Below are 16,390 nucleotides of genomic sequence, written 5' to 3' on the forward strand. Positions count from 1 at the left end.
ACAGCGCTAGGTTTTACGCACATTTTTTAGGAGTGATCTTATGGTAGAGGGGAATAAAAATCTAATTATCGCTGACTCTAAAAACGCGTCTGTTGGAATGATAATAGACGCTGAAACAATAAAAGAGAAAATCTACAACATTCGTAATCAAAAAGTCATGCTTGATTTTGAGCTTGCTGAAATATATGGGTATGAAACGAAAAATTTCAATAGACAGATTAAGAATAATATTGAAAAGTTTGAGGGCGAAGATTTTATGTTTCGGCTAACTGCTGACGAGTTCAAAAACTTGAGGTGCAAAAATTTCACCTCAAGTTGGGGTGGCTCTCGATATTTGCCTTATGCTTTTACGGAGCAGGGTATTTATATGCTCATGACTGTGTTAAGAGGTGATCTTGCTGTTAAACAGAGTAGGGCATTAGTTAGAACCTTTAAGCAAATGAAGGATTATATTGTTGAAAATAAGGATTTTATTGGCGCGAAGGAATTAGCTAAGCTTGCGATTCAAACGAATCAGAATACTAATGATATAGCGGAAATAAAATCTCAAATGGCAACGAAGGAAGATTTTAATAAGGTAATGGATAATTTTATTAATCCAGATTCGTATAAACATTTTCTTCTTATGGACGGCAATAAAATAGAAGCGGATCTTGCGTATTGCAAAATATATAAGTCAGCTAAGAAAAGCATTTACGTTGTTGATAATTATATTGGTCTTAAAACATTGGAACTATTACGGTTTGCTGGTGAAGGGGTTGAAATCGTAGTTTTTAGTGATAACGCTAGGAGCAAGAATATGCTTACGGAAAGCATGTTGGGTGATTTTGTAAGCGATTGTCCTGGTGTTGATTTGAAGTTTAAGACTGCTGGCAGAAAGTATCACGATAGGTATGTGGTTATAGATTATGGAACGGATGATGAGGCTGTTTACGTTTGTGGCGCTTCGTCGAAAGATGCTGGCGGCAAAATTTCGACTATTACGCGAATAGAGTCTTTGAATTTGCGCTTGTATCATGCGATGTTTGATGAGTTGTTAAAGAATCCTGAGTTAGAGTTTTAACATTTTATAATGTTCTAGTGTTTTGCGCTCAACTTGGAAGTAGACTTCCAACTTTTGCTGTTGCGCAAATGTAGTTGCGCAAAGGGAGGTGCGTATGACAACAATCTTTAACGTGGCATCGTACATCCTTGATATTGCTGGAACTATTACTACTATGAAGCTTCAGAAGTTAGCTTACTATTCGCAAGCGTATTTACTGGATATCCATTATTTAACGAGGATTTTCAGGCATGGAGAAATGGTCCTGTTTGCCCAGAATTATTTGCATTGCATCGCGGTAAGTTTTTGATTCGTAAAGGGGAGCTTGTGCTTCCTAGCACTGATAAGTTGAATGATGATTCTTTAACAGATGGTCAAAAGCTTCTTGTGGAAAAAGTGTGCAAAAAGTTTGCTGAGTGTTCTGGTAGTGATTTGAGTGCTATGACACATCGTGAGGATCCATGGAAGAATGCTTATGATGCTACTAATAGTTCGGCAATATGCGTTCAAAAAATTACTAAGGATTCTTTGAAAGAGTACTGTTCAGTTCATAATTTGCTTAAGTAAATGTGATATTCTCTTGTTCTCTTATTTGCTCTGAGTTAGTTATAGCGTTGCTCGAGATTTGTGGAGTTTGTATTAAGAGCATAGAAGTAAAGCATGATATGGTAGCTTGAAAACAACGCAATACTTATAATTCATGCAAATCGTCTTACAAAGGGATTTTTACAAGAGATAAGGGATGCGAGATGACTAGGGATACGTATACTGCGGAAAACGGATTCGTTATTACGGACGATATTGTTGATAAGTGGGCTGAGGAAGCAGAAGATAATTTTTCTGGTGCCACTATTACACAGTTTGCCGGAAGAGCTTGGGAAGATGAAACTCAGCCGTTGAAACCGCGTACTGTTAGGTTAAGTGATACCGTTTGGCATTTAATCGAAGCCGATGCGAAGCGTAGAAAGATGACTGTAAGTGCGTGGACTAGAAACGCTATACTTAACGAATTATCTAGTGAGATAGTTACGCAAAAATAGCTATGTAAAAATAGCCGCAGTTTTCGTAATGATGCGTGTCGCGAAGATGTGGCATAATAGGAAGGCTTGTGACTGGAGGAGGAATCCGCTAGCACAGCACAGCAATACAAGATGCGGGAGGAAGCTGCAAAACGGCTTTATACCAGCGTTTGCAACAACCGTTTGAACCGCTTGTACAAGAAAGAAGAACCATATTATGGCTCCGAAAAAGAAAGTCTCCGCGCTTATTAAGCTCGAGATTCAGGCTGGTAAGGCAAATCCAGCCCCACCACTGGGTCCAGCATTAGGCTCCCACGGCGTGAACATCATGGACTTCTGCAAGGCGTATAACGACCAGACGAAGGACAAGATAGGCCAGATCGTCCCAGTTGAGATCACCGTTTACGAAGATCGTTCCTTCACCTTCATTTTGAAGACCCCACCAGCCGCTGCTTTGTTGCTTAAGGCTGCTGGCATTCAGAAGGGCACCGAGAATCCATTGACTCACAAGGTTGGTTCTGTGACCAAGGCTCAGGTGCGCGAGATCGCCGAAATTAAGATGCCTGACCTCTCCGCACGTGACGTCGAGGCCGGTATGAAGATCATCGCGGGCACCGCTCGCTCGATGGGTATTACCGTTACCGACTGAAAGGGAGTGTAGAAATGGCTAAGCGTTCTAAGAAGTATCGTGAAGCGGCTGAGAAGATCGACCGCAATAACCTGTACACCCCAGCTGAAGCTATCGCTTTGTTGCAGAGCATGCCAAAGCACGCTTTCGACGAGTCCGTTGAGGCTGTTATGCGCCTTAACGTGGATCCTCGCAAGGCTGATCAGTTGGTTCGTGGCGTAGTTAACTTGCCAAACGGCACCGGTAAAACCGCTAAGGTTTTGGTGTTCGCTCGTGGCCCAAAGGCTACTGAGGCCCAGGAAGCTGGCGCCGACATTGTTGGTGATGACGAGCTTATCGAAAAGGTTGCCGGTGGCTTCCTTGACTTCGATGCAGTCGTTGCAACCCCAGACATGATGGGTAAGGTTGGTCGCTTGGGTCGTGTTCTCGGTCCTCGTAGCTTGATGCCAAACCCAAAGACTGGCACCGTGACTATGGATGTAGCCAAGGCTGTTGCTGATATTAAGGGCGGTAAGATTGAGTTCCGCGTGGATCGCCAGGGCAACCTGTCCTTCCTCTTCGGCAAGCTCTCCTTCGATGCTAAGGCTCTTGAAGAGAACTTCAAGGCTGTCGCAGACGAAATCCGCCGCTTGAAGCCAAGCACCATCAAGGGTCGTTACATTACTAAGGTAACTGTGACTTCTACGATGGCTCCTGGTGTTCCAGTGGATATTGCAAGCATCGCTGCCTGATTTATTGCCTGCGTAGCTTATGCGAAAGCATGGCTGGTAAGTAGTAAATTAAGTTTAGAACTTATAAACGCTGAAAATGTACTCTTTTGAGTCATGTTTTCAGCGTTTTTGTTACTTGCGTTACTGCATTTCTGCGTTAATAACGAATAATTGATGTTTTGCGTTACTGGCGCAGTACGCTATCTGCATTAATAACGAATAGGTGATGGGAGAGGTTACGCCTCTAGAGAGTTCGCGGCGCATGTAGGCGCGCGGCGTGTCGTCCAGGAATGGCTGTTTTGCAACGTTTTGCGGCGCGACGGCCTGCTTGAGTGTAGCATTGCGCGCACGAAAGCAATTCGGAGTGCCGAGCTTGCTCAAAGTTGAAAGTCCAGTGGACTTTCAACGCAAGCGAGGACTGCCTGAGTCAGTAAAGACGAAGGCAGGGTAGATTTGTGTGGTATTGCATTGGGAATTCGGTCGCGCTTACGCAAATGTAGTTTCGGCGTGTCGCACAAGAGTGGCTATATTGCAACGGTTTTGCGGCTGGTTGGGGGAGTATTCAGGAGTTTTCTGAGAGTTTTCTGGGAAAAATCTTTAAAAACCTTGAAATTGATATTTTTACGAAAAGTAACGCATAATACTGTATTTTTTATTCTTAAAAATAGTTTGACTGAAATATTTCCGTAAAAATATAAATGTTTTCTGTTAATGAGTTGTGCGTCTGCTCTTGACTTTTTCGAACGGGGGGGGGTATGTTAATAACAGCTTTCAGCTAGATGCTCTATCTGAAAGTTATCCACAAGAGATTGATTTTGTGGGTTTATGTTTTTCACCATGTGTTTTAAGCGTGGTGGAGAAGAAGAAAGGAAAATATTATGTTGAATAAGAAGGCTATCGCCGCATTCGCTGCTGGCGCAACTTTGCTTTCCGGTCTCGCTTTCGCGGCTCCAGCTTTCGCTGAGGGTGCCGGTGATCAGACTACTCCAAAGACTGATCAGACTACTCCAAAGAATGATCAGACTGCTCCAAAGAATGATCAGACTGCTAACGATGATGATAATTGGCTCTATGAGACTGAGGACCCTGGTGCTCTTGCTGATCGTTTGAATGCTGAGAAGGCTGCTAAGGTTGCGGCTGACGAGAAAGATAAGTATGAGCATACTCCATTTGGCAATATGGACACGGATTACAAGAAGTGTGTGAAGCTTTACGGTGAAGATGCTCTCGAGTGCAAAGCTGTCGCTGACTACCTCAAGCGTCATGGTCAGAAGGTTGATGACAAGGCTAACGACAAGAAGTCTGATAAGAAGTCTGAAGCTAAGAAGTCTTCCGAGAAGAAGGCTGCTCCATTGGCTAAGACCGGTGCTGCTGTAGCTTTGGCTGCTGTTGCTGCTTCTGTGCTTGCTGGCATGGGTGTTGCTCTTCGCAAGATCCGTCACTAAGCTTTTAGCACATTAAGTGTGTTGATTGTTTAATGATTTGTGAGCGCACTGTATGTGAGTATGGTGCGCTCACTTGTTAAATCTTTCACTCAACGTGCTGCGAATGCTGTTTAGTGTTTTGTGGCGGGTTTGCTTTCGGGCTTTTGCATGATTCTACTGTTTTGCCAAATCTCTTTCTTCACGGTAGTGTTGTGCGCTGGTTTTCGGGGGCGTGACTGTTGAGTGTTTGGCTGGCTTGTTTGTTAGGGAAACGAGTCGGTTTTGTTAAAGGGCTTGGGTTTGGTGCTACTAGGGGCATCAGTCTCCAAGCCCTTTCTTCGTATGTGTCTGCTTGCTGACTGTACTATTGCTAGATGTTGTTGTTGCGATGCGACCAAAACGACTCAGCTGTGAGTAGTTTATGTCGCCTGCGCTTTTAGTGACCAACTTGTCTAGCGGTTCACTTGCTTACTCATCTGCTCACTAATCTACACATCTATCTACTTATATAATTAACCATCCTCCAACAAGCATATTTACTCTTCCTGCTTCTCATGTTCTTTTTTATACTTGAATCATTAAATAAAAAATAAATAGTTTTGTTAAATTTGTGTTGGGCTATTTTGGTTGTGGATGGGGGTGTTTTATGTTAAAGACAGAGCAACTTATAGATAAACTAAAAAGTAAGGGTGTTGCTTTTCAAGAATGTACAGTTGAGGATGCTGTTTCATTTTTGAATGAGCATAATTATTATGTTAAAGTTACTGCCTATAAGGCAAATTTTCATAAGCATAATGGTAAATATGTGGGTCTTGATTTTATGGCTCTAAAAGATTTATCTACTATTGATATGTATTTACGACGTTGGATTATTAGTGCAAGTCTTAGCATGGAACATTCTTTAAAAGTCAATATATTAAAAGATATACAAGAAAAAAATATTGATGAATTCAATATAGTAAGTGAATATATTGCAAAATATCCTCGTATTATAACAGAGCTTGATAATAGACGATCTACTGCGTATGTGAAAACCCTATTGGGTAAGTATAATCACCCTAATTATCCTATATATGTTTTTCTAGAAGTGATTCCATTTGGAGAATTCGTTAATTTTTATAAGTATTACTGTGCAAAGTATGAATATGATGGATTTAATTGTACATTGCTGGACAATATAAGAAATATACGGAATGCTGCAGCTCATAGCAATTGTGTTATTCATGATTTAACAAATAAAGCTGGGTTTTACAATAATTATTTAGTTTCTCGAGTTGTTAAGTTGTTGGCAGGTGTGAAAAAGAGAACTATTCAAGACAGGTTGAAAAATAAATGCGTGCAAGATTTTATTTCGCTGCTTATTGCGGTGGATGATGTTATAAAGAGTGAGGATTTAAAGAATCATTGTTTACAGGAAATCAAGGAATTGTTTGACGGTAGGATGGTTAGGAATAAGGATTTGTACAAGTCGTCTACGTCATTGCAGCAGATGTATATTTTTTGTAAAGAGATTGTACATAATGTACAGCCATCATAGTAATTTATTAAATACGATTTGAAAACGAAAGTTTTGCGGGCGATGCATTTATGCGTCGCCCGATTTTTTTCTGATTACATCTGAATTAGTTAGTGGTATTTTTGCTGGAGGTGCGTATGACAACAATCTTTAATGTGGCAGCGTACATCCTTGATATTACTGGAACTATTACCACTATGAAGCTGCAGAAGCTAGCTTACTATTCGCAAGCGTATTCTTTGGCTGCTACTGGGCATCCGTTATTTAACGAGGATTTTCAGGCATGGAGGAATGGTCCTGTTTGCCCAGAATTATTTGCATTGCATCGCGGTAAGTTTTTGATTCGTAAAGGTGAGCTTGTACTTCCCAATACTGAGAAACTTCAGGATAATTCTTTAACAGATGTCCAAAAGATTCTTGTGGAAAAGGTATGCGAAAAGTTTGCTGGATATTCTGGTAGTGATTTGAGTGCTATGACACATAGTGAAGATCCATGGAAGAATGCTTATGATGCTACTAATAGTTCGGCAATATGCGTTCAAAAAATTACTAAAGATTCTTTGAAAGATTACTATTCAACTCATAATTTTTTGCGGTAAGCGCTGCGTAGTAGGAGATGTGCAGTAAGAGCTGCATTTTCGATATGTAATACACTTCTACTTATGTGTTGTCTAAGCGACCAAAACAGCACGTGCGTGAGTAGTTTAGGTCGCCTACGCAAGAAAATCCGGTCTAAACATCACGCGCGCGAGTAGTTTAGGCCGCGCGTCTTTATTGTCGTGCACTTCGTCTTAGTGCGAATCACGAATTCTGCCAATTGTTATAGCTGTTTGCAGCACATAAGCGGCGCGCGGATCCGTAGCATCCCATCCTGTAGTTTGCGCAACTTTACGTAAACGGTAACGAACAGTATTTGGATGCACATTAAGTTCGTGTGCTGTTTGGTCAAGAGCTCCACCAAAGCGTAAGAACATGTCAATAGTTTCCAGAGTCGGATCGTCATGATTGTAAGGAGCCAAACTTTGATACACCTTGTTGTAAAGAGTATCAAAAGCTGTGGCATCGCCAATAAGCGCTCGTTCTGGAAGCAAATCATCTGTGTGAATGATTTGCGGCAAATGCTTTACTGCTGGAGCAACAGCAATCGCGGCAAGAGTAGCAGTAAGAGCGGAAGAAATCTGCTCAACGCCTTCAACCATGCTGCTAACACAAATCGTCTTATGAGAATTCTCAAAAACTTTGCACAGCTTCTCTAAAGCCTGATCGCTAGGATTTTCGCGCACAGCAAGCAGAATAATATGAGAAGGCGCTGCAAAAGTAGAAGAATTTTTCGTAGATGCTGATATCAGTGCTTGCGTTTTTTGCCAAGCTCCCGTAATGCGCTGCAAAGCACTACTTTGTGTGCGCTCAACTATTGCATCATACGCATTGCAACTACCAAGCTGTGGCCAAATATTTCGACGCAAAGTGTCAGTGTTATCAGGTGGAATATCTGGTGCTGGCTTGCGATTTGGTCCGTCATCTGGCTTAATTGCAGTGCCGAAAGTTCCTGCAATAACAATAACTTTTGGCGAATCTGACCATTGAAGTAAATGCATGAAAGCGTCAATACGAGCGTCTGCAATACCATTCATTAAACACGTGGCAATAATCGAGTGTAATTGCAAGCGCATCGCCGCGTCAAAAACTTGGCCATCACGATTGTCGAAAATTCTAAGCGGTTCCGAGCTAGTTGATTTTTGCGCGCTGGGCAATGGAGTAAAACTCGGTGAATTATTACCTTTAGTATTTTCAGAAGATTGACTTGAATGACTCGAACGACTTTGATTTGATGAAAGACGATGCCACAAGTGGTGTTTGTGCTTTTCTTCGTTTTCTTGCTCTGCTTTAGATTGCTTTGCTGTAGAAGAGCTTTCTTGATCATTTGATACAGCGTTTACTTGCGTTTTGTTTAACTGTTGATTTTCAAGAGAATTGGCAATATTAGAATCCTCCGCGTGCTTTTCTGCTGCCTGTACGCTTGCTAGTATCGAAAGAAAATCGTTACTAAGTAAGCTGTTTCCTGCAAGTTTATCTTCATAATTTTCTTCGGACATAACAGAAGAAGCAGCGCTGCTATCTTGCGCAAACTGAGGTGTATTCTTCTCGTCCATCTTATGCCTTTGATCCTAACATTCTCTACTATTATAGCGCGATTGAGTAAAAGTATCTCGCCAAAAAGTAAGTGCTACAAAGCAGAAAACAAAAGCTAACGGTAGCATGTGTCGCTCAAAATTATTAGCTGGAGCAAGAATCATAACTCCAACCAGCAAGGCAAGTGGAATGTGCCATAACAATGTGCGCCAACGGCGAAGAATAATTTCTGCAACACCAATAAGTAGTGTAAAAATAACGAAAGTATTTCCGTGAATTGGCCAACTTAAAACAGGAATATCACTAAACGTGCTAATATCTTCTGCAAATTTAGTTCGCCACTTAGGATTCCAATATTTAATCCAATCAGATTTGTGTATGCTGTCAGTGTCTATGTAATATTCTGGCCCAACATACGGGCGGTCAAAAATATCAAAGTATCCGTAAGTCTTCGCAAGAAAAGCGTCAGTTGCAACGAGTGGACTATGCGTAATCATTTGCCACCAAGCGAAATCTAATTTACGAATATTATCTTTAGTAACGTATCGCCAACGATAACTCACTTTTTTAGACTGCAATCCGGAAGATTTCACAGGGTCTGCGTCATAAGGTTTGTATGCTTCTGCAGTTTGATCCAGATTAAAAATTGGTGCAATAATGCGCTTTGCACTACGCGGTATGCTATGCGGATCGAGCTTAGCTATACGTGCAATTTGTTGTAACTGAATGCCGCGACTCTCAATAGGATCGCCGCTAATAATAGCACCGCTCGAAATAAGCATAATTAACGAGCCGTGAATCACAACGATTGGAAGCAAAATTCCGCAAACCCACAAACGCCAGCGTTTGCGCTCAAAAATAATCAAAAGCACGAATTGAACAACCAGAATATACCAAGCGTATTTTGCAGCAATAAGCATTACGCACACTGAAACAATTAATTCCAAAACAGTGTGAAGTCTAGGCTTTTGCGCATTTGGCTTTGTGCTAGGTGTATTTTTAGTGTCCTTCGCATGATAGCAATTAGTTAACTCGTAATTTATACCAAACCACCAAACAAAAGCGAACGCAAAAAGCGGAGATTTTGTAAGCGCAATAGTTGAGCACAACACAAGCGGATTAAGTAAAAACATAAGCAGAATAACGAATCTTGCAAAAGTTGTTGTGCTGCAATTTGTTGAGCTAGATTCTGCATCAAGCCAAGGTTTGTTTAAGAAGCGGTGTGCTGTTGCAGAAACGCACCATGCTGCAAATACAAATTGTGCAAAGGCAAGAAGTGCAATTCCAGCGTCGTTTGAGTCGGTAAAGTATCTGGAGACTGCTGTTGTTGCGCCATAAATAACAGTTAGAACAATGTTGTGCTGATCTGTTAAATAAGTTGGATAAGTTGGCCACAAGTAGTGCGCAGTTGGGTAAATATCCATTGGGACAAAGCTAAAGAAGCCGATATAAGGCTGATCTAAGCCTGTAATTTTATTCCAAGTCCAACTGTACTCGCGAATTTGCGAGCATATATCTGCACCGTATGCGGCAAGTAACGTAGCTGGAACCCAAATCCAGCCCACGAAAAAAGTAAGAAGTAGGTTTCTTCTGTTGCGAGTGGAGTGGTTAATGAACCATTTAGCGCAATTAAAAAATAGTTTTGCAAATTTTAAAAGAAAATGCGAAATATTGCGGAAAATAGTGTGTTTAGTAGTAAATTTTTGTAATTTTGACTGTTTTTTATTTTCGCTATTTTTTCTTAACGCAATTGATTTTATTAATTTCGTAAAACGTTGATATTTAGGCAAAAACTTTTTATTTTTACCGTAGTAAATAAGCGCAGTCAGTATTAATGCGTATATTATGAAGGCAGCAACGAAAATAAAAGCATTAACCAACGAAAAATCAGCGATTGATCCTAAATGAACTTTAATATCTTGACTGCGGAAAATTGGTCCCAAGCTAGTGCAAAAAGCAAGTACAAAGCATAGCAAAGCAGCAAGAGTGTAATCTAAAAAACGTGCTACAACTGCACGCAATTTGCGCGGCTTTTCGTACTGCGTTTTGCGACGTATGCGCTCCATGTGTTAACACCTGCTTAATTGATGCTCAGCTACTTTGTTTGCTATTGCGCGCAAAACATGCAATGACGCGCGCAAAAATATAATCTGATGTAAATTATACATATGACTATTTTTTCTTCGCAAAGTGTGGCATTGATGCCGCAGACCTCAGAAGTAGCAGATCTGGTAAAATATTTCGCAATTACAGATTCTACGCAAAATATTGCGCGAGAAATGATACAAAAAGGCGAAATAATCGCGCGAGATGACGGAAAGCCAGCAATAGTTGCGATTGTGGCAGACGAGCAAACAGCAGGAAGAGGACGATTAGGGCGTGCGTGGGTAAGCCGTGCGGGAGAAAGCTTTTTAGTTTCATTCGTAACGTTGCTGCCGAAGTCAATTGTTATGGACGCAAGTCACAATGGGTGGCTGCCTATTATTGCAGGGCTTGCAGCGCGTGACGCACTTCTAGAAACGTTTAAAGAGTGCGGAAGCTCGCCGATGCACGGTGATGCTTGCGCGATAAAACTTAAATGGCCTAACGACGTGTTTTTGCACGATTGTAAAGAAGGCGGAATATTAACAGAAATTGTAGCTGATCCAAGCAAAGATGATGTTGTTGGAGTAATTTTTGGAATCGGATTGAACTTGTGTGTGCCTAAAGAAGTGCTGCCAATTAAAATGGCAACTTCGCTGCAAATGCATATGACTGATTTGCCGGAAGCTAAAGAATTGCGTGATACGATTGCTGCGAAAATCGTTACTGGATTGCGTTCTAGACTTGGTGATTTTATGCGCGATTATCCAAGCAACGCTGCAGATTTGCTTCAAGAAGTAAATGGTGTGTGTTGGACTCTTGGGCGCGAAGTTAACGTGCATCCAGTTGACGGAAGCGTGGTGACAGGAACTGCTGTGCGGCTTGGAGAAGATGCGTCGCTTACGATTCGTGAGGCATCTGGCGAGGAAATTGTGGTAAAAAGTGGCGATGTGCACGCGGTTGCGTATGAAGCGCGACGACATGCTTGAGCGCTGCGATTTAGCGCGCGAAAGCAACTCGGAGCGCCGAGCTTGCTTAGAGTTGAAAGCACGGTGTGCTTTCAACGCAAGCGAGGTCTGCCTTCGTCTCGATTGACGAAGGCAGGGCAGATTCGCGTGGTAGTTCATTAGTAATTCGGCTGTGATTGGCGTGCGCTGACGACATGCTTGAGCTCAGCAGCGAGCGCTTAAAGCGCAAGCGTCAGCTGTTTGCTAGTTATCTCAGTCAAAGAGCAAGTGCGCGGCAATCTTATACAAAACGGCATTCCTTTTACAGTCGTGTAAAGGAAATGCCGTTTTTCTGCAATATAACGTTTCTGTTACGCGCGCTTTTTGTTAAGTGCGTTGTACAAGCCGGAGCAAGCTGCGCTCGCAACAAAAGCCTTAATCAAATCGCCAATCATGAAGATAATCAAGGTTGCGGCGGCAGTTGAAAGTGGCATGCCAGTTAGGTAGCTTTGACCGAAAATGCCGAATGCGTAAATCACGATCGTGCCGATTATAGAAGCTACAGAGTAAGTGCAGAAGCGTGCGAAAGTCTTCTTAAAGGAGTTTTCTGGCATCATTGCGTCAAGAGCTACGTCAAATACGCGCTTCAAAGCTGCGGTTGCAGCAACGCCAAAAATGAAACCAGCTAAGAATCCTGCAGTAGGGCCAACAAAAACAGCCCAGCCGCCCTTAAAGCCAGCAAACACAGGCAAACCTGCTGCGCCAACAGCAAGATACATAACCACAGAAGCTACGCCTTCGCGCCAGCTCAACGTTAAACCAATAATGCACAAAACAAGAGTTTGCAACGTAATAGGCACAGGAGTAATAGGAAGATAAATTGCGCCTGCCATAGTAGAAAGAGCCAAAAGCACAGTGAGAAGCGCTGGCTTTGCAAGCCATGCTGCAGCTACTTTCAACTTATTCGCAACGTTTGAATTTGCTGATGCTGTTGTTGCATTATTTTGATTTATGTTAGTCATGAAAACCTTCTTTTGGTTATTTCCGGTTCGCCGTTTGCAGCTAATAGGTTGTCAATTAAACGGTTTTGCCGGTTGTTTTCCGTTTCGCTAATCACATTACGTGTTATAAAAATCATGTGCATTGGAGAAGTGTACAAAATTTTGCTCTAGCTTTTGTGTATGTCGACTCATCCGTAAACGCAACTTTTCTAATATCTTGTAACGTATGGTTACGAATATCAAAAAAATCCTCATCGCAAACCGCGGTGAAATTGCCTTGCGAGTTATTCGCACGGCTCACGAAATGGGCATTTCTACCGTTGCTATTTACGCACCGACTGATCGCAACGCGCAGTTTGTAGAAATGGCAGACGAAGCGTACGCACTTTCCGGAGACACATATCGCGATACTTATTTAAACGAAGATGCGATTCTTGACATTATTAAAAGAAGCGGCACGGATGCTGTGCATCCGGGTTACGGTTTCCTTTCGGAAGTTGCGTCTTTTGCGAAAAAAGTTAACGATGCTGGAGTTATTTGGATTGGTCCTCGTCCGGAAGCGCTTATTGATTTGGGAGATAAGATTACGGCTCGTCGCGTGGCAGTTCGCGCGAAAGTGCCGCCAGTTCCAGGAATTTCGGAGCCTGTGAAAGATATTCGAGAACTTTTAACTTTTGCGCAAACTCACGGCTATCCAGTGATGATGAAGCGCACGGATGGCGGCGGCGGACGCGGAATTACAGTCGTTCGTAACGATGACGAGTTGCGAGGCTTTTATATGAATCACGACGCTCTTCAGGGCGGCGACTTAGACGAATATTTTATTGAGCGTTTTATTGATAAAGCTCGCCACGTAGAAACGCAGTGCGGCCGCGACGCTCACGGAAATTTCACCGTATATTCCACGCGCGATTGCTCGGTGCAGCGCCGAAACCAAAAGCTGGTTGAGGAAGCTCCTGCACCGTTCTTGACTGACGATGAAAAGGATCAGCTTTACAGATATTCTCGTAACCTATTTGAAGCTGTTGATTACGTTGGTCTTGGCACGTGCGAATATATGGTGACTTCTCAGCATAAAGTCTACTTCTTGGAAGTTAATCCGCGATTGCAAGTTGAGCACACGGTTAGTGAGGAAGTTAGTGGACTTGATTTAGTGCGAGAACAGCTCAATATTGCTGACGGCGGCGAGTTGATTAAGGATCCAGAACCTCGCGGACACAGCTTCGAGCTTCGCATTACTTCGGAAGATCCTGCTACGAATTTGACTCCAAGTTCCGGCACTTTGACGAAAATAAAGTGGCCTTCCGGTCCTGGTATTCGCGTCGATTTTGGTGTTGAAGTTGGCGATAATATTTCGCCAAAATTCGATTCGATGATGGGCAAGCTTATTATTACTGCGCAAAGTCGTGAAACTGCTGTCGCTCGTGTGCGTCGCGCTTTGAAGGAACTTTGTATTGAGGGCGTGCCAACTCCAGCAAAACTTTTTGAGCAGATTTTTAACGACCCTGAGTTTACTGCGGAAAATCACAGTTTTGACGTGTCTACTAAGTGGATGGAACGCAAGTATTTGAACCGCGTTCCTGCAGCTTCTTTGGGTGGCCAGCCGGCTTCGCTTGTTTCTGGAAAGTCTGCGGATGAATCCGAAAATAAGCAGCCTGCAATGGAATCCTTCATTATTGAGGTTGATAATAAGCGCGTAAAGCTTACGATTCCGCAAGATATTGTTGACAATTTGACCGGCTCTGCGCGAGTTCGTAGCGTTTCTAGAGCTTCGCAGCCTTTGCGTGGACGTTCGCTTCGCGGAAGTACTCATAAATCTGAAGAACAAAAGCAGATTCCTGGCGTAATCGCAGCGCCTATGCAAGCTGTTATTACGCGCGTGAATGTGGCTGAAGGTCAGCAGGTTGCCAAGGGTGATTTGCTTGTGGTGCTTGAGTCTATGAAAATGGAAAATTACGTTTACGCTCCTGCAGCTGGTACTGTTACTGGAATTTTTGTGGGTCCTGGTGACGGCGTGGAATCGGGTGCAAAGCTTGTGACGATTGATCTTGCTGGAGATAAAAGCGCGGATAAGAGCGCAGATAAGTCTTCTGAATCTTCTGAAAAGTCTTCTGAAAAGCCGGAAGGAGAGCAGAAATGAGTACTTTAGCAAAAGAAAAGTCTGAAATCTCTGAAACTTCAGCGAAAACAGTTAATAACTCTTCTGTTAATAGCTCTGCTGACGATACAAACTTGCAGCCTCGTCGCGGGAAAGCTGCAGTTCAGCACGCAGCACAACTTGCTCGTGACGCAGAACAAAAAGCTTTAGAGCGTCAGCACGCAAAAGGTAAAAGCACTGCTCGCGAGCGTCTTGACTTGCTTTTTGACACCGGCTCATTCGTGGAAATCGGACGTTTTAACGGCGGTGACATAAATAACGACGTTGCCGGATGCGCTGTAATCACCGGCTTTGGCGAAGTTTATGGCAGAAAAGTTGCAGTTTACGCACAAGACTTTTCCGTGCGCGGCGGAACTTTAGGCAAAGCTGAGGGCGAGAAAATCTGCCATCTTTTAGATATGGCTGTTGAACTTCGCGTGCCAGTTGTTGCCGTAATTGATTCCGGCGGCGCTCGCATTCAAGAAGGCGTGAGCGCGCTTATGCAATACGGGCGTATCTTCAAAAAAACTTGCGAAGCGAGCGGCTTGATTCCGCAAATCTCAATTATTCTAGGTCCTTGCGCTGGTGGTGCTGTGTATTGCCCTGCATTGACAGATTTGATTATTATGACTCGCGAGCACTCAAATATGTTCGTAACTGGTCCGGATGTTGTTAAAGCTGCAACCGGCGAGGCTATTAGCATGGACGATTTGGGCGGCGGTCTTGTGCATAACGCAACTTCCGGCGTCGCTCACTATTTGGGAGAGGATGAAGCTGACGCAATCGACTACGCGCGCACAGTTTTGGCTTATTTGCCATCTAGCTGTGAGGTAGAGCCTCCAACTTTTGCCTACGCTGCAACGCGCGCGGATCGCGAAACTGCGCGCGAGTTGGTGAATATTGTGCCGGATAACGACCGTCAGCCTTACGATGTGCTCGACGTGATTCGCAGAATAGTTGACTACGGTGAGTTCGTGCAAGTGCAGGAATTGTATGCTGCTTCTGCAGTGGTTGGTTTTGCTTGCATTGAGGGTCATCCTGTTGGAATCGTAGCAAATCAGCCGAAGGTGAACGCTGGTATTTTGGATGTAAATTCTTCCGAAAAAGTCGCGCGATTTGTGCGATTGTGCGACGCGTTTAATTTGCCTGTGGTGACTCTAGTAGATACTCCTGGTTATAAGCCTGGTTCAGATCAAGAGCACGCAGGAATTATTCGCCGAGGTGCGAAAGTGATTTATGCGTACGCGAACGCGCAAGTTCCGCTGGTTACGGTGATTTTGCGCAAAGCTTTCGGTGGAGCTTATATCGTTATGGGTTCCAAGTCGATGGGTGCGGACGTAAATTACGCGTGGCCAACCAGCCAGATTGCAGTTTTGGGTGCGCAAGGTGCCGTAAATATTATTCACCGCAAGGATTTGCAAAAAGCTAAAGAGCGTGGGCAAGACGTTGCAGCTCTTAGAAAGCAGCTGGTTGACGAGTATGAGGCGACTACTGTGAACGCAAATCTTTCGTTGGAAACTGGTCAGATTGACGCAATGATTGACCCGGAGCAGACTCGCGATATGATTGCCGGCTCATTGAAGCTTTTGCGCAGTAAAAAGCGGGTTTCCAGAACTGGAAAGCATCACGGAAATCAGCCAATGTAAGTGATTTATAAAAATTATAGGGGTTATCAAACTTATAACTAAAAACTATAGAACTTACAAAACTTATAAACCTTACAAAACTTACAGAATTTATAAAACTTATCC

Annotated in this window: 13 protein-coding genes and 1 pseudogene; 11 read left to right on the forward strand and 3 right to left on the reverse strand. The window is 43.2% G+C overall.

What is annotated here, in order from left to right; all coding sequences use genetic code 11:
- The first annotated feature begins 40 nt into the window (after positions 1 to 40).
- From D0T18_RS05705 to D0T18_RS05740, 8 genes and pseudogenes are all read left to right on the forward strand, one after another.
- Positions 41 to 1,063 carry an ORF6N domain-containing protein gene (locus D0T18_RS05705; protein WP_116440658.1) on the forward strand — a complete coding sequence of 341 codons (1,023 nt, stop codon included), beginning with the start codon at positions 41 to 43 and terminating at the stop codon, positions 1,061 to 1,063.
- Positions 1,064 to 1,157: 94 nt separating this feature from the next.
- A pseudogene (locus tag D0T18_RS05710) lies at positions 1,158 to 1,609 on the forward strand (Panacea domain-containing protein).
- 182 nt (positions 1,610 to 1,791) lie between these two features.
- The gene (locus tag D0T18_RS05715; RefSeq protein WP_116440659.1) at positions 1,792 to 2,082 is read left to right on the forward strand and encodes a hypothetical protein; all 291 of its coding nucleotides are present in this window, start codon (positions 1,792 to 1,794) and stop codon (positions 2,080 to 2,082) included.
- Positions 2,083 to 2,278: 196 nt separating this feature from the next.
- A complete protein-coding gene (gene rplK, locus D0T18_RS05720; RefSeq protein WP_116440660.1) occupies positions 2,279 to 2,710 on the forward strand; it encodes a 50S ribosomal protein L11 in 432 nt (143 codons plus the stop codon).
- Between the two features lie 14 nt (positions 2,711 to 2,724).
- Entirely contained in the window at positions 2,725 to 3,420 is a 696-nt protein-coding gene (gene rplA, locus D0T18_RS05725; protein WP_004106273.1) for a 50S ribosomal protein L1, read from the forward strand.
- Between the two features lie 857 nt (positions 3,421 to 4,277).
- Positions 4,278 to 4,844, forward strand: coding sequence for a peptidase (locus tag D0T18_RS05730; RefSeq protein WP_116440661.1), 567 nt, complete (start codon positions 4,278 to 4,280; stop codon positions 4,842 to 4,844).
- 625 nt (positions 4,845 to 5,469) lie between these two features.
- Positions 5,470 to 6,360 carry an Abi family protein gene (locus tag D0T18_RS05735; RefSeq protein WP_116440662.1) on the forward strand — a complete coding sequence of 297 codons (891 nt, stop codon included), beginning with the start codon at positions 5,470 to 5,472 and terminating at the stop codon, positions 6,358 to 6,360.
- Positions 6,361 to 6,476: 116 nt separating this feature from the next.
- A complete protein-coding gene (locus tag D0T18_RS05740; protein WP_116440663.1) occupies positions 6,477 to 6,938 on the forward strand; it encodes a Panacea domain-containing protein in 462 nt (153 codons plus the stop codon).
- 192 nt (positions 6,939 to 7,130) lie between these two features.
- Here the strand turns inward: D0T18_RS05740 and D0T18_RS05745 are convergent, their stop codons facing one another.
- A complete protein-coding gene (locus D0T18_RS05745) occupies positions 7,131 to 8,492 on the reverse strand; it encodes a PucR family transcriptional regulator (protein ID WP_004109186.1) in 1,362 nt (453 codons plus the stop codon).
- A gap of 15 nt (positions 8,493 to 8,507) precedes the next feature.
- Positions 8,508 to 10,538, reverse strand: coding sequence for a DUF6020 family protein (locus tag D0T18_RS05750; protein WP_116440664.1), 2,031 nt, complete (start codon positions 10,536 to 10,538; stop codon positions 8,508 to 8,510).
- Between the two features lie 102 nt (positions 10,539 to 10,640).
- Between D0T18_RS05750 and D0T18_RS05755 the strand changes: the two genes are divergently transcribed.
- Positions 10,641 to 11,543, forward strand: coding sequence for a biotin--[acetyl-CoA-carboxylase] ligase (locus tag D0T18_RS05755; protein WP_116440665.1), 903 nt, complete (start codon positions 10,641 to 10,643; stop codon positions 11,541 to 11,543).
- A 329-nt stretch (positions 11,544 to 11,872) separates the two neighbouring features.
- On the opposite strand, the gene D0T18_RS05760 is transcribed toward D0T18_RS05755, so the two are convergent.
- Positions 11,873 to 12,523, reverse strand: coding sequence for a biotin transporter BioY (locus D0T18_RS05760; RefSeq protein WP_004109189.1), 651 nt, complete (start codon positions 12,521 to 12,523; stop codon positions 11,873 to 11,875).
- 205 nt (positions 12,524 to 12,728) lie between these two features.
- Here D0T18_RS05760 and D0T18_RS05765 point away from each other — a divergent pair, with 205 nt between their 5' ends.
- Both D0T18_RS05765 and D0T18_RS05770 read left to right on the forward strand, forming a co-directional pair.
- Positions 12,729 to 14,642, forward strand: a complete 1,914-nt coding sequence (locus D0T18_RS05765) for an ATP-binding protein (protein WP_004109191.1) — start codon at positions 12,729 to 12,731, stop codon at positions 14,640 to 14,642.
- Positions 14,639 to 16,285, forward strand: a complete 1,647-nt coding sequence (locus tag D0T18_RS05770; RefSeq protein WP_102703251.1) for an acyl-CoA carboxylase subunit beta — start codon at positions 14,639 to 14,641, stop codon at positions 16,283 to 16,285. Before D0T18_RS05765 ends, D0T18_RS05770 begins: the two co-directional genes overlap by 4 nt.
- Positions 16,286 to 16,390 lie beyond the last annotated feature (105 nt).

It is taken from the genome of Gardnerella swidsinskii, from assembly GCF_003397705.1.
Taxonomy (GTDB): domain Bacteria; phylum Actinomycetota; class Actinomycetes; order Actinomycetales; family Bifidobacteriaceae; genus Bifidobacterium; species Bifidobacterium swidsinskii.

Coding starts and splice junctions, on each gene's coding strand:
- D0T18_RS05705 (WP_116440658.1), top strand. CDS start 41: ATGGTAGAGGGGAATAAAAATCTAATTATCGCTGACTCTAAAAACGCG.
- D0T18_RS05715 (WP_116440659.1), top strand. CDS start 1,792: ATGACTAGGGATACGTATACTGCGGAAAACGGATTCGTTATTACGGAC.
- rplK (WP_116440660.1), top strand. CDS start 2,279: ATGGCTCCGAAAAAGAAAGTCTCCGCGCTTATTAAGCTCGAGATTCAG.
- rplA (WP_004106273.1), top strand. CDS start 2,725: ATGGCTAAGCGTTCTAAGAAGTATCGTGAAGCGGCTGAGAAGATCGAC.
- D0T18_RS05730 (WP_116440661.1), top strand. CDS start 4,278: ATGTTGAATAAGAAGGCTATCGCCGCATTCGCTGCTGGCGCAACTTTG.
- D0T18_RS05735 (WP_116440662.1), top strand. CDS start 5,470: ATGTTAAAGACAGAGCAACTTATAGATAAACTAAAAAGTAAGGGTGTT.
- D0T18_RS05740 (WP_116440663.1), top strand. CDS start 6,477: ATGACAACAATCTTTAATGTGGCAGCGTACATCCTTGATATTACTGGA.
- D0T18_RS05745 (WP_004109186.1), bottom strand. CDS start 8,492: ATGGACGAGAAGAATACACCTCAGTTTGCGCAAGATAGCAGCGCTGCT.
- D0T18_RS05750 (WP_116440664.1), bottom strand. CDS start 10,538: ATGGAGCGCATACGTCGCAAAACGCAGTACGAAAAGCCGCGCAAATTG.
- D0T18_RS05755 (WP_116440665.1), top strand. CDS start 10,641: ATGACTATTTTTTCTTCGCAAAGTGTGGCATTGATGCCGCAGACCTCA.
- D0T18_RS05760 (WP_004109189.1), bottom strand. CDS start 12,523: ATGACTAACATAAATCAAAATAATGCAACAACAGCATCAGCAAATTCA.
- D0T18_RS05765 (WP_004109191.1), top strand. CDS start 12,729: ATGGTTACGAATATCAAAAAAATCCTCATCGCAAACCGCGGTGAAATT.
- D0T18_RS05770 (WP_102703251.1), top strand. CDS start 14,639: ATGAGTACTTTAGCAAAAGAAAAGTCTGAAATCTCTGAAACTTCAGCG.